The sequence below is a fragment of the Methylomonas rivi genome (assembly GCF_024505165.1).
Taxonomy (GTDB): Bacteria; Pseudomonadota; Gammaproteobacteria; order Methylococcales; family Methylomonadaceae; genus Methylomonas; species Methylomonas rivi.
Genome location: NZ_JANIBK010000027.1, coordinates 18,484 through 38,687, shown reverse-complemented (window position 1 = coordinate 38,687; position 20,204 = coordinate 18,484). Strand labels below are relative to the sequence as shown.

Here is a 20,204-nt window from a genome sequence, read left to right as displayed (position 1 = left end):
AGGCTGGGATGATGACGCCGCGTGAATTGCCGATTTTTCTTAATTGACTGCGCATGACAACCTCCTTAATTGTGCGTAACTATTCAGTGAATGCCGGCCGATGCGGATCAATTGCGTAGGTTGGGTTAGCTCGATAGAGCGTAACCCAACTATTGAAGCCATTGCACCGCCATAAGCCGATGCGTTGGGTTACGGCTAGCGCCTAACCCAACCTACGCTGAATAGTTACAATTGTGCTAACAATGTTATTACTTTCGGCGTGGGTATGTCTAGCAGGTATGCGCATGATTTGATGCGTTGATCGATTAAACCGCCTGATGTTGGAAATTACCGGTTTGTCCCAGCCTGAACGCCGCGGAAACAACCGCACGCGCCAGTTTGGCGCCGTTCGCGGCGTCGCTGAGAAAGCTGGCCAATTGTTCATCCTCGATATGATCGATCACATGAACCACTTCGTCGGCCTGCAAGATTTCGCGTGTGACTTTCACTGTGCCACCGGTTTGTATCGTGAAATCGTCAAAGTCGATCAGGTAACCCGCTAGCATGAGCCCTGTGTAAGCAGTTTGAGCCATTTGCCGATCCAATAATCGATAAGTCTGCTTGCTGAACACATCGGTGGCCTGCAAAAATTCGTTGCCGTCGGTTTCATCGGCTTGATAAATCGCATAGTGGGCATGGCGCATGTGGCGAAGCAAGGCCAGTTCAAATTCGTCGGCGTCCCGGCTGAACAGGCGCAGATATTTTTCCGCCATATTGAAACCGCGCGGCCGGTAACCATAAATAGCGTAATCGGCAAACAAATCGACTTCCTCGTCGCTTTCCAGAGCAACGGCTTTGTTCCGCCAAACGCCGAGATGTTTGGCGCAGGTTTTGTCGTCATCTTTGGTGAGCTTCTTGAAAATTTTGCTGTGTAGGTCCACGCTACGGCGGCGAATTTCGGTGTAATCGGCGGGGGTGAAAGTGATTTGTGTCATAAGATGCTAAGCGGGGTTGGAATATTCAAGGTTTGGGTTTTGCTGATCAATCCGTTTCCCAATCCTCCAAAATCAAACCTTGAACCCGAGAGAATTCGCGGGTGTTGTGTGTAACCAAAACTAAATTATGGGCGCGGGCAATGGCGGCAATTTGTAAATCATAAGGGCCTATCGGCGTGCCTAGCCTTGCCAGATCGGCACGAATTTTCCCAAAATGACGCGGTGCCTGTCCCGCAAAGGGCAAGCTTGGTAACCATTCCAACAAGGTGGTCACACGCATCTGGTTGCGTTGCTGTTGGGCACTTTTAAAGACGCCATACCACAACTCGGCTTCGACTGGCGCACAAAGTAATAAGGCGGAACTGCCGACTCGCCGAACATGATGCAGAACCCCCGGATGCTCTTTCAGCAACGCAATAGCGGCATTAGTGTCCAGTAAATAGCGCATCAATCCAATTCTCGTCGCGGAGTGTCGATACCTAAATCAGTTTCGTCAATATCATTGGGAAAATCCTCGCTTAAACCACCGGCCAACGCGGCGAGAAAAGCGTCCGTATCATTGGCTTGACGGAGTGAGGGGGAATCTGCAGGTTGCCGCTCGTCCAATAGCAAAATCAAGCGCGCATGGCGACCAAAGACGTTACGCAATGGGCTGGGCAATTGAATATGGCCATCCGGCGTAATGTCGGTTTCGAGTTCGATGGCTTGCATGTTGAAGACTCCAACTAAAGGATGAATATCTAACATCGATCTTACCAGTGACGGCGAGGTGTTCGCAGATTTCATTTTCGAAATTAACTTCCCGGTGCAGATTTCTCATGCGGCGGCTTCCTCCGGTATTGCCGTAGAGACTAGACCGCGCACGTCAATCTTGCCGGTGACGGCGGCGGAAATCAGAGCGGTGCGGCGTTCTTGCAGTAGCTCAATGCCGCGTTTGGCTTCGGCAGTGAGGGTGTCGAGTTTAGTGGTTTCGTTGTCGAGGAAGGTTGCAATCGATTGTTGTTCTTTAAATGGCGGTAGTGGAATGTAGAACTTGTTCAAATCTGCTTGGAAAAGATGTGGAACTCCCATGCCGCCTTTGATCCTCTGTATGGTGTTCTCCATATAGAATCCTTGAAATAAGTAAAAAAGAAAAATGCCGCTTAAGGATAGATTGGGCGTAATGACGGCAATCGAACTATTTACTGTTGTTGGTCTCGGCAGAGAGCGAACCACATTGACGGTGCCAAGAGTTGAGCCGTCTTTAGCTAATAAGACATCACCAACTCTGAGCTTAATTTCGGGTGATTCATCATAGCGATGTTCATTGATGAAATTGACGTTCTCAAAATCAATGCTCAACCCTTTGATATTAGGTGTTGCAAGAAAAACAAATCCATCATCTACGTATTCCTCAGCTTTCAGCCCCTTCCAGCCCAATCTAGCCCTAACCCAAGATTCATAGCCTAGCCGTGAAATTTCCCAATGCTCCGGCACCTCGCCCAGCCATGCTATGCCGGAATCCTTCATTGGCGCATCGGGGTTGAGGCCTTTGGTGACGACGTGGGAAATCACCGCCTGCCGCTTTTCTTTCAGCAGTTCGATCAGCTGTTGCTGTTCGGCAATCAGCGCGTCAATCTTGGCGGTTTCGCCGTCGAGGAAGGCGGCGATTTGTTGTTGTTCAGAAAGCGGAGGCACAGTTATCTGAAAATCCGCAATCATGGGCCGTCTTAGAGAATCAACGGTTGATTTTGCCGTGCCTTCTAATACTACGCGCAGAAATAATTCTTTAATGTAGTTATAAAAAAATCGCCCTTTTATATCTCGAAAATCTCTAAAGATATAGACCCTCTGATGAGCGCAAAACTTTCCTTCAAAATGATGAAATACTTTGCCAACGCCAACCCCGTCGCCTGCCGTTAATACTGCCTCGCAGTCATGGGTAAATCTGCCAATTCTTTCTACAGTCGATGAGCGAACGAAAAATGGATATTCTCCATCTTCAACTGCGTCTACAGTATCTGCATCTCCAGTTTCAATTTGGCATAGAAATCTCAAACGTGTGACATTCCAATGCTCCGGTACTTCGCCCAACCATTCGACGCCGCTGTCCTTGTAGCTAGGGTAACGCGGAAAACTCATGCCGACAGCCCCGCAATCATGGTTAGAATGCGATCGGTGCATTGTTTGAGGTCTGCATCAATCGCGGCCAACTCCCGTGGCGGCTCGAACACATAGAAATGCCGGTTGAAGGGTATTTCGTAGCCGACCTTGGTTTTGTCGTGATCTATCCACGCATCCGGCGCATGAGGCAGCACCTCGCGCTTGAAGTAGCTTTCCACGTCTTCCGACAGCGGCACGTTTTCAGTATCGCGTAAGCTGGAGTCGGGTTGTGGTTTGCCTTTCAGCTTGCCTTTTGTGCCGAGCAGGATGTTGCCTTGTTCATCTCTGAGCGGGCGTTCGACGGTGATGGTGCGATAGCCAAAATCGCTGTTTTTGAAGATTTTGGAGATGGGTTTCTTGCCGTCACTGGCTTTATGCCCTTCAGGGTATTCAATGAATTGCCCAAACAAGCGGGTGATTTCCACAATATGCTCATCCGACAATTCCTTGCGCTTGGAGCCCAGGCTTTTGCGCATCTTCTGCCAGAAACCACTGGCATCAATCAGTTGCAGTTTACCTTTGCGGTGTTCCGGTTTGCGGTTGGAGAGTATCCACACATAGGTGGAAATACCGGTGTTGTAGAACATGTCGGTCGGTAAGCCGATGATGGCTTCGACCAAATCGTTTTCCAGCACATAGCGGCGGATTTCGCTTTCGCCGGAAGCGGCGCCGCCGGTGAACAAGGGCGAGCCATTCAAGACGATACCAAAGCGACTGCCGCCGTCATGGGAGGGACGCATCTTACTGATGAGATGCAGCAGGAACAGCAAGGAGCCGTCGGACACGCGCGGTAGCCCGGGTCCGAAGCGGCCGTTGAAGCCTTGCTTCTCGTGTTCGTTGCGGATTTCTTTTTCGACTTTCTTCCATTCCACCCCAAACGGCGGATTGGACAGCATATAGTCAAACTTCTTCAGGATATGGCCGTCGTCGGAGAAAGTGTTGCCGAACACGATATTGGCGACATCCTGCCCCTTGATCAGCATATCGGCTTTGCAGATGGCGTAGGATTCCGGATTGAGTTCCTGCCCGAACATGGTCAAACGCGCTTCCGGATTATGCTCTTCCAGATATTCGCCAGCGACTGACAACATGCCGCCAGTGCCGGCCGTGGGGTCATAAATGGTGCGCACCACGCCAGGCTTGGCCAGCACGTCGTCATCTTCGATGAACAACAGGTTGACCATCAATTTAATCACTTCGCGCGGGGTGAAATGCTCGCCGGCGGTTTCATTCGAGATTTCCGCAAACTTGCGGATAAGTTCCTCGAACACCAAACCCATTTGGTGGTTGTCGACCTTGTCCGGATGCAGATCGATCTGAGCGAATTTTTCGGTGACCTGATAGAGCAGACCGGATTTATGCAAGCGCTCGACTTGGTTGTAGAAGTCGAAGCGCTCGAAAATGTCCCTCACCTCGACCGAAAAGCCTTGGATATAGGCAAACAGGTTTTCCTTGATGTGGTCCTGATCGCCCATCAGCTTTTTGATGTCTAGCGGCGAGGTGTTAAAGAAGCTTTGCCCAGCCTTGCGCAACAAAAAGGCTTCCGGGTTGATGCCGAGCTTTTGTTTGTCGGCGTATTCGGCCAGCACCGGGTCTTTGGTTTCTTCCAGCACGCAGTCCAGACGGCGTAATACCGTGAAGGGCAGGATAACTTTGCCGTATTCGGATTGTTTGTAATCGCCGCGCAATAAGTCGGCTACCGCCCATATGAAGGCGGAAAGGGATTGATGATTCATGCGTCCTTGATTTTCGAATGATTGTGGCTGGCGACATTTAGTAAGGATGTGCACAGATTGCCTATCAATGCACTGCGCCAAAGCGTGTCGATTCTAAGGGATGATTACCATTAGTGCCAAACTTATTCACTTTCAAAACTCGATACTGAGCTGGAAATTTGCAAATATTGATATTTATTTCATGGGTTATTGTTTTAGTTAATTTGCCAATATTTTGTAGTAAAGATTGTATTTTTGCTGTGTTATAAAAGTGTTTTTTAAGTAACAACTATGAAATAGATTAAATCATGAAATATGCATCGAAAGTAAATTTCAGTAAATACTTGGAAGTCTTGATCAATCAGTCACCGTTTAAGCAAAACGAAATAGCCGATAAAATTGGTTATGTGAATCCAAATATTATCACGCTATTTAAAAAAGGCAGAACCAGAGTGCCAATATATAAAGTGCCTATGTTGGCCAAGGTTTTCGGTGTCGATCCTGGGTTTATGTTAAGGCGTTATTTGGCGGAATACGAGACTAAGTTATTGGATGCCATTGAACCGCATTTAGGTGTGGTCATTACCGAGAACGAGCGTGTGATGTTGGGTGAGCTAAGGCGGCTAACCAATAATAATGACCCAAAAATGTCATTGGTAAAATCAGAAAAAACAGGGTGTTTAATTGTCGAGTTCAAGTTTGATCGTTAATTAATATTTATTTTTATAGTTTATCAATTAAATTTTTAGTAAGAGAGGTTGGGATGAAAGATGTCTTATTGTGTGATGTTAATTTGAGGCCTGATATTTTCCCGCAAAATTGGACTTATCCCGCGATGGTTGCTGATACTGTGGCTGAACTTTCTGGTGAAATCAACCCATCCAGCGATTTGATTACCAAGTCTAGTCTGAATAACGCCCAATGGAGCGCTTCTGAATTGACTACGCTCATGAGATCGTTCGATGAAAAATGGAATTTTGATTCCAATGCCATCATAGCGGTTTGGGATGCTAATCAGCCTGAATCAGATGCACCGCTTGGATTTATTGTATTCGGTTGGCTTTGGACTGAGACGCGGACAAAAAAAATCAATACTGCGTTCCTCGATTTACCACTGTTATGGGTTAGGCCTGATAAGAGAGGGCTTGGTGGAACGGTGGTGAGGCATGTGGTTTGTCACTTTTTACACTATTTGAGCGACTGCACATTCGATCACTCCCATGTGTCATCGCGTGGAATGGAGCTATGTTGTCACGCTGATTTCGACTCAATAGGAGGCGAAAAGGCGTTTGCCATCATCAAGGATCATATTTTATTCCTGGAAGATACAGAAAAATGGTATATCAAGGAATTTATTTTTGAGGTTGGTATTTAGTGGCAGCAAGATTTTCAAACTATTCAATATTTGGTCGGTGGCTGAGGGAATAAGAATAGTTATCTATGTGTTATAATAGTTCGCTGTTTTTTGAGGAGGCCATGTAATGGCGGTAGTATTTTTTATTATATTGCGCTAATGGTCTCGACGAATTAACGGATAAGTGTCAGTAGTCTGTTTTAAAAAAAATCACTTGTATGATGTTTTGAGTATTTTTATGGTAAGTGGGCATGAACTATCTCGGATGGTGGAGAAGGCTAATCTGGTAATTACATGTAATTAATTTAATATGGAAGGAAGTTTTATATGATAAATGGAATCGATAATGCAAGTGATGTTACGCCTGAAAATATAGCCAAGAGAATAAAAGATATTGAGCGTGAAATAAAGAATTTGGATTTTAACGAGATAGGTGCGTATGGAAAACGAGATAGTTTGGCTCGTGAAAGGTATTGTCTTTCAGAAAAACTGACATATCTAGAAAACCCAGACCCAGACCCAGACCTAGACCTAGACCTAGACCCAGACCTAGACCTAGACCTAGACCTAGACCTAGACCTAGACCTAGACCTAGACCTAGACCCAGACCCAGACCCAGACCCAGACCTAGATTTAGACGATCTCGACGAAGACTACATCGATGACTTAGGTCTCGATGACCTTTTTCCATACGAAAAATCACCGGTTAAAGTGGTTGAGCAAGCAACGACCGGCGGTGAATTTTCTTCGAACTGCTTAGAAGGCGTGTCGAGCGAACTATCCAGTAACTTAACTCGGCTGATTTTGTCGGTCATGCCGGTTTTTAAATCATGCAATAAGGCTTTGAAATTAGCGGCGAGCTTCAAAGCTTTCAGGGTAGCTTCTTCTCGATTTTCCGTCTTTAAGCTGCGGACAATTTCTTGAAAATTTAAAGAGTCGCGATGTTTTGCGGGGATGCGGATACGAAAATAATAAATGTTATTTCGTTTGACGAGGTAGGGGATTTTCGCCATTTTTAAGCCTCTTGTGTAGCACTTTTGTGTAACAAAAGCCGCTTTTTGAGGCTGAATTTGTGTTGATTTTTTTAAAATTTATTTAAAATCAACTGCTTAACAATGTGGCGGAGAAAGAGGGATTCGAACCCTCGATACGTTTCCGTATACACACTTTCCAGGCGTGCGCCTTCGACCGCTCGGCCATCTCTCCGGATCAATATTTCAGCCGCGCATTATGAATGAAATATAGGTTTTATGCAATCCTGTTTATATAATTTAGCCGAAAATCGCTTGATCAAAGCCGGAAATAATCGAATTCCGGCTTGAAGGACTGTTTTTAGCTATGCTTGCAAGCGTTGTTCAAATCGTTTTGGTTCATTGATAGAAAGGATATGGTATGGACGAGTTGACTAAGCAGCCCATGACTCAGGCGCAACTGTTGCCGGGCATTGTTGCCGAGACAGCGGCAATCGAAGACTTGCGCCGCGATATTCACGCGCATCCCGAATTATGTTTTGAGGAGCTGCGTACTGCCGAGCGGGTGGCGGCGGCTTTGCAAGGTTGGGGTATTCCCGTGCATCGCGGTTTGGGCAAGACCGGCGTGGTGGGGACGATACAAGCCGGCCGTTCAGCGCACGCCATCGGCCTAAGGGCCGACATGGATGCCTTGCCGATTTTGGAACAAAACGGCTTTGCCCATGCATCGGTGTATCTCGGCAAGATGCACGCCTGCGGGCATGATGGCCATACCGCCATGTTGTTGGCTGCCGCGCAGTATTTGGCCCGGCATAAAAATTTCGACGGTACGGTACATCTGATTTTTCAACCGGCCGAAGAGGGCGGCGGCGGGGCGGATGCCATGATCAAAGACGGATTGTTTGACCTGTTTCCCATGCAGGCGGTCTACGGCATGCATAACTGGCCCGGTATACCGGTCGGGCAATTCGCGGTCGGCGTGGGGCCTGTAATGGCGGCCTTCGATACCTTTCGGATCGTTATTCGCGGCAAGGGCTGCCATGCCGCGCTACCGCATTTAGGTTTGGATCCGGTGCCGGTGGCGGCGCAAATCATCATGGCTTTTCAAACCATACTCACCCGCAGCGCCAACCCGCTGGATGCTGGCGTGTTGTCGATAACCACGGTACATGTGGGCGAGACAAAAAACGTCATTGCCGACAGTTGCGAAATGACCGGCACCTTGCGGACGTTTTCGGCTGAATTGATGGCTTTGATACAGCGACGCATGGCGGATATCGTCGAGCATACTTGTCTGGCGCACGCTATGACGGGGGAGATTGAATTTACCAAAGGGTATCCCGCTACCGTCAATCATCCGGAACAGACGGCATTATGCCGGCAGGTGATGGCGGGCATTGTCGGCAAGGAAAATGTACTGCCGCAGCAGCCGGTGATGGGCGCGGAGGATTTTGCCTACATGCTGCAACAATTGCCGGGCTGCTATTGTTTCATCGGCAATGGCGAAGGCGAGCACCGTTTGCCCGATCACGGCGCCGGCCCATGTACTTTGCATAATGCCAGTTACGATTTTAACGACGCGATATTGCCGCTGGGGGCGACTTATTGGGTGAGGCTGGTGGAAACCTGCCTGGCCGTTGCGGAGTAAGCTCAATTCAACATGGCGCGCACGTGTTCGATCTCATCCTTGACCTGATCGAGAATATTGATGCTGAGGTCGGCGTCCAGATTGCCGGCGGCCAGTTTTTTATAGGCGGGCAACTCATCCATCTTCGGCATTTTCTTGATGTCGACCTTGCCGATAAAGCTATGCAGTTGCGAAACCATCACGATGTCGCTATAAGTGGCCTGCGGGCCGCTGTCGCGATACCAGTTTTCCGCATGGTTTACGACATCTTCAAAGTCGGTCGGAAAGTCCCATCTGCGGATGATTTGCACGCCGATTTCGCTGCGCAGCTCTTTGACGGTTTCGGCAAGATCGGTGGGCGAGGCCAAAATATCCGGCTGCCGATCGGCATAGCCCAGTATCGGCACAATGCCGATGTCATGGATCAAGCCGGCCAGCATGGCCCGGTCCGGGTCGAAGCCGGGGGTTTTATGCGCCAACACCGCGCTGATGGCGGCGACATGGCTGCTGTGGGCCCACAGCTCCTGCATTTTGCGGCGAATAATCCCGGTTTTGGCGTTGAACACGGCTTTTAGCGCAAATACGGTGATGATGTCCTGGGCGGCTTTCAAACCGAGCCGGGTAATGGCTTCCGGGCAGCTTTCTATCTTGCGGCGGCCGCGATACAGCGGGCTGTTGGAAATTTTGATCAGACGGGCGGTAATGCTGGGGTCGATCTGCACCACGCGGGCGATTTTGCTGCTGTTGGCACTGGGTTCGTTGATGGCGCGGCGAATTTTGACGGACACATCCGGGATAGTCGGTAAATCCAGTTTTTCGGATTGCATGTATTTGTAACAATCCAGATATAAGCGGTTTTTGGCAAGTTTGCTGGATTTGGGATTGGGGATGGCCTCGGTCATCGGCATTTGCTTTATTCGGACAAGCGGGTCGGGTTTAGTTTAAAATTTGCAGCCTTTTTATCTGCGGGCAGCACATGACTATCACTTCGCCGGATGTTATCACAACCCTGAACAGCATCAGAGACTATATTCGCTGGGGCGCCAGCCGTTTTGCCGAACATAATGTCTTTCTAGGGCACGGCACGCTGACACCCTTGGACGAAGCGGCGGCCATCGTTTTGCACACCCTTAACCAACCCTACGATTTGGCCGATAGTTATCTTGACAGCGTTTTGACCATGCCGGAACGCCAAGCGGTGTTGACCTTGATCGAGCGCCGCATCCGCGAGCGCAAGCCGTCCGCTTATCTGACCAACGAAGCCCTGTTCGCCGGCTTGTCTTTTTATGTCGACGAGCGGGTGCTGGTGCCGCGTTCGCCGATCGCCGAACTGATAGCCGAACGCTTCGAACCTTGGGCGGATGAAGACCGGGTGTTCAATATCCTGGATTTATGCACCGGCAGCGCCTGTATTGCCATTGCTTGCGCCTATGCTTTCCCCGATGCGCAAGTCGATGCGGTGGAGCTATCCGACGATGCGTTGGTCGTGGCGGCCATTAATGTGGACAAACACGATCTGGCCGAACAGGTGACTTTATATCAATCCGATTTGTTTGCCGAGCTGCCGCGCAAACCCTACGACATCATCGTCAGCAATCCGCCTTATGTGGCGATTAGCGAATGGGAAAACTTGCCGGCCGAATTTCATGCCGAACCGGAAATGGGCTTTACCGGCGGCGACAGCGGCCTGGATTTGGTGATCCGTATTCTGGCGGATGCCAAGCGCTATTTGGCGGAGCAGGGCATACTGATCGTGGAAGTGGGCAGCAGCGCGGAAACGTTACAGGAGCTATTCCCCAACGTGCCTTTCCAGTGGCTGGAGTTCGAACGCGGCGGCGACGGCGTCTTTCTGCTGACGGCGCAACAGGTCAACGATTATCACTCTCTATTTGCAAGCGCGGTATAAAGCATGTCCGGAAACAGCATAGGAAAATTATTTACGGTGACTACTTTCGGCGAAAGCCACGGCCCGGCGTTGGGCGCTATCGTGGACGGCTGCCCGCCGGGGATGGAACTGTCGGAAGCCGATTTGCAGGTAGACCTGGATAGGCGCAAACCCGGCACTTCCCGTCATACCACCCAACGCCGCGAGGCCGATGCAGTGAAAATTCTCTCCGGGGTGTTCGAAGGTAAAACCACCGGTTGCCCCATCGGTCTGTTGATTGAAAATACCGACCAGCGCTCCAAGGACTATTCCAAAATTGCCGAGAGCTTCCGACCCGGCCATGCTGATTACACCTACCAGCAAAAATACGGCTTCCGCGATTATCGCGGCGGCGGCCGTTCCTCGGCGCGGGAAACCGCCATGCGGGTAGCGGCGGGCGCAATAGCCAAAAAATATTTGTTGGAACAGCACGGCATCCAAGTACGCGGCTATCTGTCGCAATTGGGGCCGATTAAAATCGACGCGTTCGATTGGGACGAAATCGGCAACAATCCGTTCTTTTGCCCGGATGTGAATAAAGTGGCCGAGATGGAAAGCTATATGGATGCCTTGCGCAAGGAAGGCGAATCCATCGGCGCCAAAATCGAAGTGATTGCCGGCAACGTACCGCCGGGCTTGGGCGAGCCGATTTTCGACCGCCTGGACGCCGATCTGGCGCACGCCTTGATGAGCATTAATGCGGTAAAAGGCGTGGAGATCGGCGACGGTTTTGACTGCGTCGACACCAAGGGTACCCGATTTCGCGACGAGATCACGCCGGACGGCTTCTTGAGCAACCACGCCGGCGGCATTCTGGGCGGCATATCCAGCGGCCAGGACATCGTCGCGCGCATGGCGCTGAAACCCACCTCCAGTCTGCGCCTGCCCGGCCGCAGCATCAACATCCACGGCGAGGCCATCGACGTGGTCACCGAAGGCCGCCACGATCCCTGCGTCGGCATTCGCGCCACGCCGATAGCCGAGGCCATGATGGCGATCGTCTTGATGGACCATCTGCTGCGCCACCGCGCCCAGAACCTGCATGTCCATAGCGGTCTGCCGATTCTGCGCTAAATGAAGCTGCCGTATTGGCGATTATCCGGCTTTTACTTTTGCTACTTTGCCACCCTGGGGGCATTCCTACCCTTTTGGAGTTTGTATCTCAAGCGAATAGGCTTCGCCGCTACCGACATCGGCGAATTGACCGCCCTGCTGGTGGCGACCAAAATCGTCGCCCCCTATTTATGGAGCTGGCTGGCCGATAAAACCGGCCGTTGCCTGCGGCTGATACGCATCACCTCGCTATTTTCGGCCTTGATTTTCAGCGGTTTTTTAGTGCGGCACGATTACCCGTGGGTAGCCGGCGTGACCGTGGTCTTCAGCTTTTTTTGGAATGCCACCTTGCCGCAATTCGAAGCGGCTACCTTGCGCCATCTTAAAACCGAACCGCAACGCTATAGCCGGATCAGGTTGTGGGGTTCGGTCGGGTTTATCGCCTCGGTATTGGGAATCGGCCGTTTTTTGGACGATTTCAGTATCGAATATCTGCCCTGGATCATTAGCGCTTTGCTGCTGAGTAACTGGCTGATGGCGCTGGTTACGCCGGAAGCCGTCGCCAGCCATGATCACGACGCAGCCGCCAGCGTGCTGCGGATATTATTCAAACCTGAGTTGCTGGCGTTTTTTAGCGTCTATATGCTGCTGCAAGTCGCCCATGGCCCGTATTACGTGTTCTATTCGGTGTTTCTGCAACAACATGCTTATTCAACCACGCTGACCGGGTTCCTGTGGGCCTTGGGGGTTTGCGCGGAAATCCTGGTGTTTATCTGGATGTATGGCTTGTTCAAGCGTATCAGCCTGCGCGGTTTGCTGTTGGGCAGTTTGGCCTTGAGTACCTTGCGTTGGCTGATGATCGCCCATGGGGTGGATTCGCTGCCGGTGATTGTGGCGGCCCAATTGCTGCATGCGGCCAGCTTCGGCATTGCGCATGTGGTGGCCATGCAATTGTTGCATCGCTATTTCGGCGACAGGCATCAAAGCAAGGGCCAAGCACTGTACAGTAGCCTCAGTTTCGGCCTGGGCGGTATGTTGGGCAGTTTCTATAGCGGCTATTTGTGGGATGCGCTGGGCGGCGGGCCGGTGTTTGTGATGGCGGCGCTGGCCAGCGGGGTGGCGTTTTTAATCGCCTTTATCGGCGTGGCTCGGCAAAAGCCTGTTACATTGGGTTAAAATTGCGGCAACTTATTCATGAGGAAACTCTAGGTGTTTGAAATCATTAAAAGCGGCGGCTGGATGATGCTGCCGATTATTTTATGTTCCATTGCGGCGATGGCGATCATCGGCGAACGTTTCTGGTCGCTGCAGCGCAAACGCATCATACCGGCCGAACTGGTGCCTTACATTTGGCAACTGCACAGGGACAACAAACTTGACGATGCCACCATACGCCGGATACGAATGAGTTCGCCGCTGGGGCGGGTGCTGGCGGCGGGTTTGCTGAACCGCAAACACGGCCGGGACATGATGAAAACCAGCATCGAGGAAGTCGGCCGCCAAGTGGCCTTCGAGTTGGAGCGCTATTTGAATGCGCTGGGCAGTTTGGCCTCGATTACCCCATTGCTGGGCTTGCTGGGTACGGTGGACGGCATCATCCGGGTGTTTTCCGACATCGCCGTCGGCGGCATGGGCGACCCCGGCATCTTAAGCGCCGGCATCTCCGAGGCGCTGATTTGCACCGCCTCCGGCTTGACGGTGGCGATTCCCAGTCTGTTTTTTCACCGCTATTTCGAACGGCTGGTCGACGACCATGTGGTGCGGATGGAAGAAGAGTCGCTGCGTTTGATCGACATCATGCAGGGTAACAGAGAGGACGTTTGATGGAATTCCGCCGCAAAAAACGCGCGCCGGTGGAAATCGGCTTAATTCCGATGATAGACGTGCTGCTGGTGCTGTTGTTTTTTTTCATGGTGGCCACCACCTTTCGCCACCATACCGATCTAAAAATCAATTTGCCGGAAGCCGATGGCGAAGAAGTCGATCAGGCGGCCAAATCGGTTAATTTGTTTATCGATGCCGACGGCAAATATGCCTTGGCGGGCGAGGACGGCAAACCGCAACCTTTGGCCGAACAGAGTCCGGATAGCCTAAAAAGTGCCTTGGCCGGTTTGTCCGGCGATTCGCGCCAGCTGCCGTTCATTATCAGTGCCGACGGCAAAACCCCGCACCAGGCCGTGGTGAGTGCCTTGGATATTGCCAACCAACTGGGTTTTCATCATATAACCTTTGCCATCAATCCGCCGGAGCACAAATGAAGGCCAAAATAACCCGCTGGTTCGAGGATGCCTGGTATAAGGAAATGTATATTTCCGCCTGGTTTATGCCGCTGTCGATGTTTTATGTGGATGCGGTGCGTTTGCGGCGTTTTTTGTACCGCACCGGCCTGAAAAAATCGGTTCGCTTGCCGGTGCCGGTAATCATCGTCGGCAATTTAACCGTGGGCGGTACCGGCAAAACGCCGTTGGTGATTTGGCTGGTGCAGCTGTTAAAACAACAAGGCTACAAACCGGGTGTGATCAGTCGTGGTTATGCCGGCGACGAAAATCAACAGCCGCTGTCCGTAACGGCCGACAGCGATCCGCGCCAGGTGGGCGACGAAGCCTTGTTGCTGGCCAGACGCTGCGACTGCCCGGTAGCCGTATGCGCCGATAGGCCGGCAGCTGCCCGGCACCTGCTGGCGGAAAACGCCTGCGACGTGATTATTTCCGACGACGGTTTACAGCACTACGCCTTGCAACGCGACATCGAAATCGTGGTGATCGACGGCCAGCGCCGTTTCGGCAACGGTTATTGCCTGCCGGTAGGGCCGTTGCGCGAGCCGCCCGAGCGGGTCAACAGCGTGGACTTGGTGGTGGTCAATACGCCAAAAGAACTCCTGGAAGGCGAAATCGCCATGCAATGCAAGGGCGACAGTCTGCGCAATCTGCAAAGCGGCGAGCGGCAACCGTTGGCCGCGTTTGCCGGCAAAGCGTGCCACGCCGTGGCCGGCATCGGCAATCCGCAACGGTTTTTCGACCAGCTTGCGGCGGCCGGTCTGAATTGCCAAACCCATGCCTTTCCCGATCACCACGCCTTCGCCGCCGCCGATTTACAATTCAATGACGCCAAACCGGTCGTCATGACCGAAAAGGACGCCGTCAAATGCGCCGATTTTGCCCAGCCGCAATATTGGTATTTGCCGATCGATGCCGTGTTGCCGGAAGCCTTTGCCGAACAATTACTCACACTACTCAAGGACAAAACCCGTGGACAAAAAACTGCTTGATATTCTGGCTTGCCCATTGTGCAAAAGCCCGCTGATTTACGATAAGGACAAACAGGAACTGATCTGCAAGGCCGATAATCTGGCTTTCCCGATTCGCGACGATATTCCGGTGATGCTGGAAGACGAAGCTCGCCAACTGAGTTTCGACGAAGCGGACGCCTTGCGCAAATGAGCGGGTTCAAAGTCGTCATTCCGGCCCGCTACGCCTCGACCCGCTTGCCCGGCAAGCCCTTGCTGGATATTGCCGGCAAGCCGATGATAGTGCACGTCTGCGAACGGGCGTTGGAAGCGGATGCCGGGCAGGTGGTGGTGGCGACTGACGATCAACGCATCTTCGATACCGTTTCCGCTCTGGGTATACAAGTGGCGATGACCGATCCGAATCACCAGTCCGGCACCGAGCGCATTGCCGAAGTGGCGGAAAAATTGGGTTGGCGGGCCGACGATATTGTGGTGAATCTGCAAGGCGACGAGCCCTTGATTCCGCCGGCCTACATTCGCGACGTGGCCGCCGCGTTGGCCGGACAAACCCAGGCCGGCATCGCCACTCTGGCCGCCAAAATCCAGGATGCCGACGAAATCTTCAACCCCAACGCGGTGAAAGTGGTGCTGGATAAAAACGGTTACGCGCTGTATTTCAGCCGGGCGCCGATACCGTGGAACCGCGCCAGTTTCCCGGAGCATCATGTAATCGGCGACGCCAGCGATCCGCATTACCGCCACATCGGCATGTATGCCTATACGGTCGGTTTTTTGCAACGCTACTGCAGCTGGCCGGCATCGCCGCTGGAAAGCGTCGAATCCCTGGAGCAGCTAAGAATTTTGTGGTATGGCGAAAAAGTGCTGGTAAATATCGTCGAACAAACCCCGGAAGCCGGCGTGGATACCGAGGAAGATTTATGGCGGGTGGGGTTGAGGTTGGGGCAGGTTTAGGCCTCTGACTTTGCGTTATTTAGCGTGGCACCAGGACTTTTTAAATGACCATTGAACGGTTATATAAATTTGGAAAACTTAACGAATTCAGTGAGGCTCTTTTCTCGACAGCATCGGTATATTTCTCATCAGCAGCTGAGTTTAATGACCCATTTGAATGTACTCCTTCATTCGAATTCACCCATGAGCCAGATAAGATCATGGATCAGCTTGTTCGGGCAGTTTTAGCAAATAACCCACGTCTTACTCACCATTCAGCTAGCGCTGAAGCTTTGGCTATCTATCTTGAAGATAGGCATCGTAATCCTGCAGTTTGGGAGGCTCTAAAGAACGATTTGATTCACGAATTTCGCCATTGTGTTGGGATTTATTGCCTTACAGAGCGGCGTGATAGTATTTTGATGTGGTCTCATTATGCGGATGATCACAAAGGCTTCTGCATAGAATTCGAAGCTACAGATTACACTCCAGTGTTTGGTGGTGCCCAACAGGTTTCTTATGAAAAAGAGTACCCAGAAATAAACTTCTATAACACGCCAATTGAGGACAAAGTTAAGCTTAGCTTGCTAACAAAGTTCACTGATTGGAATTATGAAAGAGAGTGGCGAATTTTGGATCATGATATTGGTTCGGGAACCCGTACTTATCCAGCCGAACTTATGAAAAGTGTGACGTTTGGAATAAGAATGTTGACTGATCACAAGGAAAAAATTAGAGATTGGGTGTCAGCGAGAGGCTGTGATGTTCAATTTTATCAAGCCGTTCAAGGAAAGGATCGCTTTGAAGTAGCTTTCCTTGAAGCGTGATAGTAGTACGGTAGGGTGGGCACGGTTTTTGTGCCCACGCGGAATAAATGATTCGCTATCGCGAAGCCAGATTTAACGCCGGTTCGCGGACCGGCAACCGCGATACTTTTCTTTGCTTGTCCAAAGAAAAGTATCCAAAAGAAAAGACACCCGGATGCCGCGTTGATCCTGCGCGCCGAAGGCTTTGAACGGGGTTTTTCGAAGGGGCATCCCAGCCCCTGCGAAAAACTCGATGCATCCCTGCATCGCCCCTAAAGGGCAAATCCGTTCAAACCCTCCGGTGCTCGGCGCGGCATAACGGGACAAACCCCACGGCCTCACCGGGAAAGCTAAGCATAACCGGGAAATCCGGTAGGGTGGGCACGGTTTTTGTGCCCACGCGGATTAAATGAGTCGATAAAGCTTTTTGGTATTCTGTGTTTGAAATGAACATCATCAACCTAGCCGCCGAACCCGAACATATTCCAACCCTGGCCGCGTGGCATCAGCGGGAATGGGCGCATTTGAATCCCGGCGGTACCCTGGAAAAGCGCATGGACAAGATGCGGCGTTATCTGGATGACGGCTTGCTGCCGAGCACCTTTGTCTGCAAGTACGACGGCCAGCTGGCCGGTTCAGCGGCGATTGTGGAAAGCGATATGGACACCCGGCCGGAATTGACGCCTTGGCTGGCCAGCGTGTTCGTGGCGCCGGCATTTCGCCGCCGGGGCTTGGGCGGCGAGTTGGTCAAACATGCGATGCGGCAAGCCGCGTTGGCCGGTATACGGCGTCTTTATCTGTTTACTCCGGATCGGGCGGCGTTTTATCGAAAGTTGGGTTGGCAAATCGTGTCCGAGGAAGACTACCGGGGGTGCGCGGTGACGGTGATGCAGGTCGATCTGCAACAGCCCGATCCTTGAATGGGCCCGATCCGTTCGGTTTCGCCATGCGTTGGCGGCATCGGTAAACCGGCATGGCAAAACCGCAGCGTTAGGAAAATTAACCGCATGCCGAGACAGAATCGCTGGCCGGGACTAGAATTGCCGATTATTTTCAAATTTCGCGTAGCAACATGAAGCCGATTCTGGCCGGTAAGTCCATATTAATCGTCGAAGATTATCCCGCGATGCGGAAGGCCATCCGCAATATGCTGTATACCCTGGACGCCGACCTGATTACCGAGGCCGATAATGGCGAGAATGCGCTGCTTGCCATGAGTAAAACCAGCTTCGATGTGGTGTTGTGCGATTACAATTTGGGCGCCGGCAAGAACGGCCAGCAGGTGCTGGAGGAGGCGCGCCTGCAAAAGCTGATCGGCTATCACTGCGTGTTTATCATTATCGCCGCCGAGCAAAGCGCCAGCATGGTATTGGGCGCCATGGACAGCAAGCCCGACGAGTATTTGGCCAAGCCTTTCAATGCCCAGCAATTATTCGCGCGCTTGGAGCGCAATCTGAGCCGCAAAACCTTGTTGAATAGCATAGAGAAGGAGGTCGAGCGCGGCAATTTATCGCAAGCCATTCAACAATGCGATAAATTGTTGGCCGGTAATCATAAAAAAGTCAGGACGCATTTATTAAAAATGCGCGCCGAATTGGCTACCTTGGTGGGCGATTTCGACACGGGGCGCGGGATTTACGCGGAAATTCTGCAAGAGCGCGATTTGCCTTGGGCAAGGCTGGGCTTGGGCATCATCGATTTTCAAGTCGGCGATCTTGCCGGGGCAGCTTCGCATTTTGAGGACTTGTTGCGCGCGCATCCGTTGTTTTTGGAAGGTTACGATTGGCTGTCCAAAGTGTATGAAGCCGAAGACAAACTGCAAGAAGTACAAGAGGTGGTCAATCAGGCGGTGGACTTGTCGCCGCAATCGATATTGCGGCAAAAGAAGCTCGCCGAAACGGCGGACAAAATCGGCAACGTGGCAGTGGCGGAAAAAGCCTATAAAGCCGCCGTAACTTTGGGAAAGCACTCGATCTACCGGTCTTGTAGCGATTTTACCAATCTGGCTAAGTTGTACACCAAGACCCACTCCGGGGATGAGGCGTTAAAAACCCTGGCCCACATGCGCAAGGAGTTTCATAACGATCCGGAAGCCGAATTGCGCGCCACCACGCTGGAAGCTGAATTACACCAAAATGGCGGCGATACCGAAAAGGCCGGCCTGTGTTTGCAAAAAGCCTTGCTGCTGCACCAGCAGCTGGGGGCCAATACGCCCAAGGATTTACAACTGGACATCGCCCGAGGCTGTTTTTTGCAAAACCAAGCCGGGCAAGCGGAAACGATTTTGGACGGTTTGATCAAGACGCATATCGACGATGAACAGTTTCTGGACGATGTGCGCCGCATGCAGTCGAGCGTCGGTCTGGAAAACCATTCGGAGGATTTGATTCAAAATACCAAACGAGCCTTGGTAGCAACCAACAACAAGGGCGTGGCTTTGTATAAGCAGGGCAAGTTTAAGGAGGCGATGGCCTTATTCGAAACGGCCATCGCCAGCATGCCGGATAACAAGACCATCATAATCAATATGTTGAAAATTATTTTGCATGACCTCAAGGCCAGCGGGATAGAGGAAGAAAAGTTGCTGAGAGCGCAAGCGCTGTTTAAAAAAGCCCGGCAGATCCATATCGACCGGCATAAATTGGGTATTTTACAAATGGAATTTTCCAATCTGCTGCGGCAATATCACGAGGGTGCCAGGGTATGAACGCCGGTTTAAAAGAAGATGCGCTGTTTCCGGTGATATTGGGGGCCACCGTGCACGACATCAAAAATTCCTTGGGCACCTTGTTGGGCCTGATTCAGCAAATGAGTTTAAAGCAGTCGGCCGGCCAGGTTGACGAGGTCCGGCAATTGGAGTTCGAAGCCAACCGCATCAACCACAGCCTGATGCAGTTATTGGTGATGTATAAAATCGACAGCCGCAAGTTCAGTTTGATGGAGGACGAATACGCGGCGCTGGATTTGATCAACGAGGCGAAAGCTCAGCAAGACCGCTTGTCTCGATTGCAAAATATCGAAGTGCGTAGCGAATGCCGCGACGATTTATTGTGTTATTGCGATTATCAACAGATCAGCAATGCGCTGGGAACCGTGCTGAATAATGCCCAGCGCTATACCAAAAATGCGGTGCTCATCTCTGCAAGCGAAGCGGACGGGTATTTGCGGTTTTGCATTGAAGACGACGGCCTAGGCTATCCGCCCCATCTGCTCGAGGCTGATTTGACTAACCCGGCCGACGTGGATTGGGTCAGCGGTAACACGGGCTTGGGCCTGTATTTTGTAGCGGCGATTGCTGGCTTTCATAAAAACCGCGATAAAACCGGCTATGTCGAGATCGACAACCATAGCCGCTTGGGCGGGGCCAGATTCAGCCTGTATCTGCCGTGAGCGCTTGAAATTTAACTCACGTATCGATTAACTATACATTAAAATTCCCGCGCGTATTCATCCGCCCT

The 20,204-nt window shown here is 51.5% G+C and carries 22 protein-coding genes and 1 tRNA gene; 15 read left to right on the top strand and 8 right to left on the bottom strand.

Annotated elements, in window-relative coordinates:
• Window positions 1–305: 305 nt before the first annotated feature.
• From NP596_RS07510 to NP596_RS07490, 5 genes are all read right to left on the bottom strand, one after another.
• Window positions 306–974, bottom strand: coding sequence for a DUF7986 domain-containing protein (locus NP596_RS07510; RefSeq protein ID WP_256614685.1), 669 nt, complete (start codon window positions 972–974; stop codon window positions 306–308).
• Between the two features lie 46 nt (window positions 975–1,020).
• Window positions 1,021–1,422: a type II toxin-antitoxin system VapC family toxin gene (locus tag NP596_RS07505; RefSeq protein ID WP_256614684.1), complete on the bottom strand. Its 402-nt coding sequence runs from the start codon at window positions 1,420–1,422 to the stop codon at window positions 1,021–1,023.
• A complete protein-coding gene (locus NP596_RS07500; RefSeq protein WP_256614682.1) occupies window positions 1,422–1,721 on the bottom strand; it encodes a hypothetical protein in 300 nt (99 codons plus the stop codon). Before NP596_RS07500 ends, NP596_RS07505 begins: the two co-directional genes overlap by 1 nt.
• Before the next feature lie 69 nt (window positions 1,722–1,790).
• Window positions 1,791–3,095 (bottom strand): restriction endonuclease subunit S, encoded by a 1,305-nt coding sequence (locus NP596_RS07495; protein ID WP_256614680.1) that lies wholly within the window; start codon window positions 3,093–3,095, stop codon window positions 1,791–1,793.
• Complete coding sequence (locus NP596_RS07490; protein ID WP_256614679.1) at window positions 3,092–4,852, bottom strand: type I restriction-modification system subunit M; 1,761 nt, start codon at window positions 4,850–4,852, stop codon at window positions 3,092–3,094. Before NP596_RS07490 ends, NP596_RS07495 begins: the two co-directional genes overlap by 4 nt.
• A gap of 287 nt (window positions 4,853–5,139) precedes the next feature.
• Between NP596_RS07490 and NP596_RS07485 the strand changes: the two genes are divergently transcribed.
• Window positions 5,140–5,541 (top strand): hypothetical protein, encoded by a 402-nt coding sequence (locus NP596_RS07485; RefSeq protein WP_256614677.1) that lies wholly within the window; start codon window positions 5,140–5,142, stop codon window positions 5,539–5,541.
• Between the two features lie 53 nt (window positions 5,542–5,594).
• Window positions 5,595–6,206 carry a hypothetical protein gene (locus NP596_RS07480; protein WP_256614676.1) on the top strand — a complete coding sequence of 204 codons (612 nt, stop codon included), beginning with the start codon at window positions 5,595–5,597 and terminating at the stop codon, window positions 6,204–6,206.
• 632 nt (window positions 6,207–6,838) lie between these two features.
• Here NP596_RS07480 and NP596_RS21995 read toward each other — a convergent pair.
• Together NP596_RS21995 and NP596_RS07470 are read right to left on the bottom strand one after the other, a co-directional pair.
• Window positions 6,839–7,198 (bottom strand): DUF6538 domain-containing protein, encoded by a 360-nt coding sequence (locus tag NP596_RS21995; RefSeq protein WP_371927915.1) that lies wholly within the window; start codon window positions 7,196–7,198, stop codon window positions 6,839–6,841.
• A gap of 105 nt (window positions 7,199–7,303) precedes the next feature.
• Window positions 7,304–7,391: transfer RNA gene (locus NP596_RS07470), tRNA-Ser, on the bottom strand.
• Between the two features lie 186 nt (window positions 7,392–7,577).
• On the opposite strand from NP596_RS07470, the gene NP596_RS07465 reads away from it, so the two are divergent.
• Entirely contained in the window at window positions 7,578–8,804 is a 1,227-nt protein-coding gene (locus tag NP596_RS07465) for a M20 aminoacylase family protein (protein WP_256614673.1), read from the top strand.
• 2 nt (window positions 8,805–8,806) lie between these two features.
• Here NP596_RS07465 and NP596_RS07460 read toward each other — a convergent pair whose 3' ends face one another.
• Window positions 8,807–9,685, bottom strand: coding sequence for an HDOD domain-containing protein (locus NP596_RS07460; RefSeq protein ID WP_256614672.1), 879 nt, complete (start codon window positions 9,683–9,685; stop codon window positions 8,807–8,809).
• Window positions 9,686–9,759: 74 nt separating this feature from the next.
• Between NP596_RS07460 and prmB the strand changes: the two genes are divergently transcribed.
• From prmB to NP596_RS07400, 12 genes are all read left to right on the top strand, one after another.
• On the top strand, window positions 9,760–10,689 hold the full coding sequence (gene prmB / locus NP596_RS07455; protein WP_256614671.1) for a 50S ribosomal protein L3 N(5)-glutamine methyltransferase: 930 nt from the start codon (window positions 9,760–9,762) through the stop codon (window positions 10,687–10,689).
• 3 nt (window positions 10,690–10,692) lie between these two features.
• The gene (aroC, locus tag NP596_RS07450) at window positions 10,693–11,781 is read left to right on the top strand and encodes a chorismate synthase (protein ID WP_256614670.1); all 1,089 of its coding nucleotides are present in this window, start codon (window positions 10,693–10,695) and stop codon (window positions 11,779–11,781) included.
• Complete coding sequence (locus tag NP596_RS07445) at window positions 11,782–12,936, top strand: MFS transporter (protein WP_256614669.1); 1,155 nt, start codon at window positions 11,782–11,784, stop codon at window positions 12,934–12,936.
• 33 nt (window positions 12,937–12,969) lie between these two features.
• Window positions 12,970–13,584 (top strand): MotA/TolQ/ExbB proton channel family protein, encoded by a 615-nt coding sequence (locus tag NP596_RS07440; protein WP_256614668.1) that lies wholly within the window; start codon window positions 12,970–12,972, stop codon window positions 13,582–13,584.
• A complete protein-coding gene (locus NP596_RS07435) occupies window positions 13,584–14,018 on the top strand; it encodes an ExbD/TolR family protein (RefSeq protein WP_256614667.1) in 435 nt (144 codons plus the stop codon). The genes NP596_RS07440 and NP596_RS07435 overlap by 1 nt, the downstream gene beginning before the upstream one ends.
• Window positions 14,015–15,028 carry a tetraacyldisaccharide 4'-kinase gene (lpxK, locus tag NP596_RS07430; protein ID WP_256614666.1) on the top strand — a complete coding sequence of 338 codons (1,014 nt, stop codon included), beginning with the start codon at window positions 14,015–14,017 and terminating at the stop codon, window positions 15,026–15,028. Before NP596_RS07435 ends, lpxK begins: the two co-directional genes overlap by 4 nt.
• Entirely contained in the window at window positions 15,009–15,200 is a 192-nt protein-coding gene (locus NP596_RS07425) for a Trm112 family protein (RefSeq protein ID WP_256614665.1), read from the top strand. The genes lpxK and NP596_RS07425 overlap by 20 nt, the downstream gene beginning before the upstream one ends.
• The gene (kdsB, locus tag NP596_RS07420; protein ID WP_256614664.1) at window positions 15,197–15,961 is read left to right on the top strand and encodes a 3-deoxy-manno-octulosonate cytidylyltransferase; all 765 of its coding nucleotides are present in this window, start codon (window positions 15,197–15,199) and stop codon (window positions 15,959–15,961) included. Before NP596_RS07425 ends, kdsB begins: the two co-directional genes overlap by 4 nt.
• A gap of 44 nt (window positions 15,962–16,005) precedes the next feature.
• A complete protein-coding gene (locus tag NP596_RS07415; protein WP_256614663.1) occupies window positions 16,006–16,767 on the top strand; it encodes a DUF2971 domain-containing protein in 762 nt (253 codons plus the stop codon).
• A gap of 425 nt (window positions 16,768–17,192) precedes the next feature.
• On the top strand, window positions 17,193–17,666 hold the full coding sequence (locus NP596_RS07410) for a GNAT family N-acetyltransferase (protein ID WP_256614662.1): 474 nt from the start codon (window positions 17,193–17,195) through the stop codon (window positions 17,664–17,666).
• A 152-nt stretch (window positions 17,667–17,818) separates the two neighbouring features.
• Window positions 17,819–19,453 carry a tetratricopeptide repeat-containing response regulator gene (locus NP596_RS07405; RefSeq protein WP_256614661.1) on the top strand — a complete coding sequence of 545 codons (1,635 nt, stop codon included), beginning with the start codon at window positions 17,819–17,821 and terminating at the stop codon, window positions 19,451–19,453.
• Window positions 19,450–20,136: a sensor histidine kinase gene (locus NP596_RS07400; protein ID WP_256614660.1), complete on the top strand. Its 687-nt coding sequence runs from the start codon at window positions 19,450–19,452 to the stop codon at window positions 20,134–20,136. The genes NP596_RS07405 and NP596_RS07400 overlap by 4 nt, the downstream gene beginning before the upstream one ends.
• The last annotated feature ends 68 nt before the right edge of the window (window positions 20,137–20,204 follow it).

Excerpts from the sequence above, each read along its gene's own strand:
- lpxK (WP_256614666.1), top strand. The coding sequence starts at position 14,015 with ATGAAGGCCAAAATAACCCGCTGGTTCGAGGATGCCTGGTATAAGGAA.
- NP596_RS07510 (WP_256614685.1), bottom strand. The coding sequence starts at position 974 with ATGACACAAATCACTTTCACCCCCGCCGATTACACCGAAATTCGCCGC.
- NP596_RS07500 (WP_256614682.1), bottom strand. The coding sequence starts at position 1,721 with ATGTTAGATATTCATCCTTTAGTTGGAGTCTTCAACATGCAAGCCATC.
- NP596_RS07410 (WP_256614662.1), top strand. The coding sequence starts at position 17,193 with ATGAACATCATCAACCTAGCCGCCGAACCCGAACATATTCCAACCCTG.
- NP596_RS21995 (WP_371927915.1), bottom strand. The coding sequence starts at position 7,198 with ATGGCGAAAATCCCCTACCTCGTCAAACGAAATAACATTTATTATTTT.
- NP596_RS07445 (WP_256614669.1), top strand. The coding sequence starts at position 11,782 with ATGAAGCTGCCGTATTGGCGATTATCCGGCTTTTACTTTTGCTACTTT.
- NP596_RS07490 (WP_256614679.1), bottom strand. The coding sequence starts at position 4,852 with ATGAATCATCAATCCCTTTCCGCCTTCATATGGGCGGTAGCCGACTTA.
- NP596_RS07485 (WP_256614677.1), top strand. The coding sequence starts at position 5,140 with ATGAAATATGCATCGAAAGTAAATTTCAGTAAATACTTGGAAGTCTTG.
- NP596_RS07480 (WP_256614676.1), top strand. The coding sequence starts at position 5,595 with ATGAAAGATGTCTTATTGTGTGATGTTAATTTGAGGCCTGATATTTTC.
- NP596_RS07495 (WP_256614680.1), bottom strand. The coding sequence starts at position 3,095 with ATGAGTTTTCCGCGTTACCCTAGCTACAAGGACAGCGGCGTCGAATGG.
- NP596_RS07460 (WP_256614672.1), bottom strand. The coding sequence starts at position 9,685 with ATGACCGAGGCCATCCCCAATCCCAAATCCAGCAAACTTGCCAAAAAC.
- NP596_RS07465 (WP_256614673.1), top strand. The coding sequence starts at position 7,578 with ATGGACGAGTTGACTAAGCAGCCCATGACTCAGGCGCAACTGTTGCCG.
- aroC (WP_256614670.1), top strand. The coding sequence starts at position 10,693 with ATGTCCGGAAACAGCATAGGAAAATTATTTACGGTGACTACTTTCGGC.
- NP596_RS07400 (WP_256614660.1), top strand. The coding sequence starts at position 19,450 with ATGAACGCCGGTTTAAAAGAAGATGCGCTGTTTCCGGTGATATTGGGG.
- NP596_RS07435 (WP_256614667.1), top strand. The coding sequence starts at position 13,584 with ATGGAATTCCGCCGCAAAAAACGCGCGCCGGTGGAAATCGGCTTAATT.
- NP596_RS07505 (WP_256614684.1), bottom strand. The coding sequence starts at position 1,422 with ATGCGCTATTTACTGGACACTAATGCCGCTATTGCGTTGCTGAAAGAG.
- kdsB (WP_256614664.1), top strand. The coding sequence starts at position 15,197 with ATGAGCGGGTTCAAAGTCGTCATTCCGGCCCGCTACGCCTCGACCCGC.
- NP596_RS07415 (WP_256614663.1), top strand. The coding sequence starts at position 16,006 with ATGACCATTGAACGGTTATATAAATTTGGAAAACTTAACGAATTCAGT.
- prmB (WP_256614671.1), top strand. The coding sequence starts at position 9,760 with ATGACTATCACTTCGCCGGATGTTATCACAACCCTGAACAGCATCAGA.
- NP596_RS07405 (WP_256614661.1), top strand. The coding sequence starts at position 17,819 with ATGAAGCCGATTCTGGCCGGTAAGTCCATATTAATCGTCGAAGATTAT.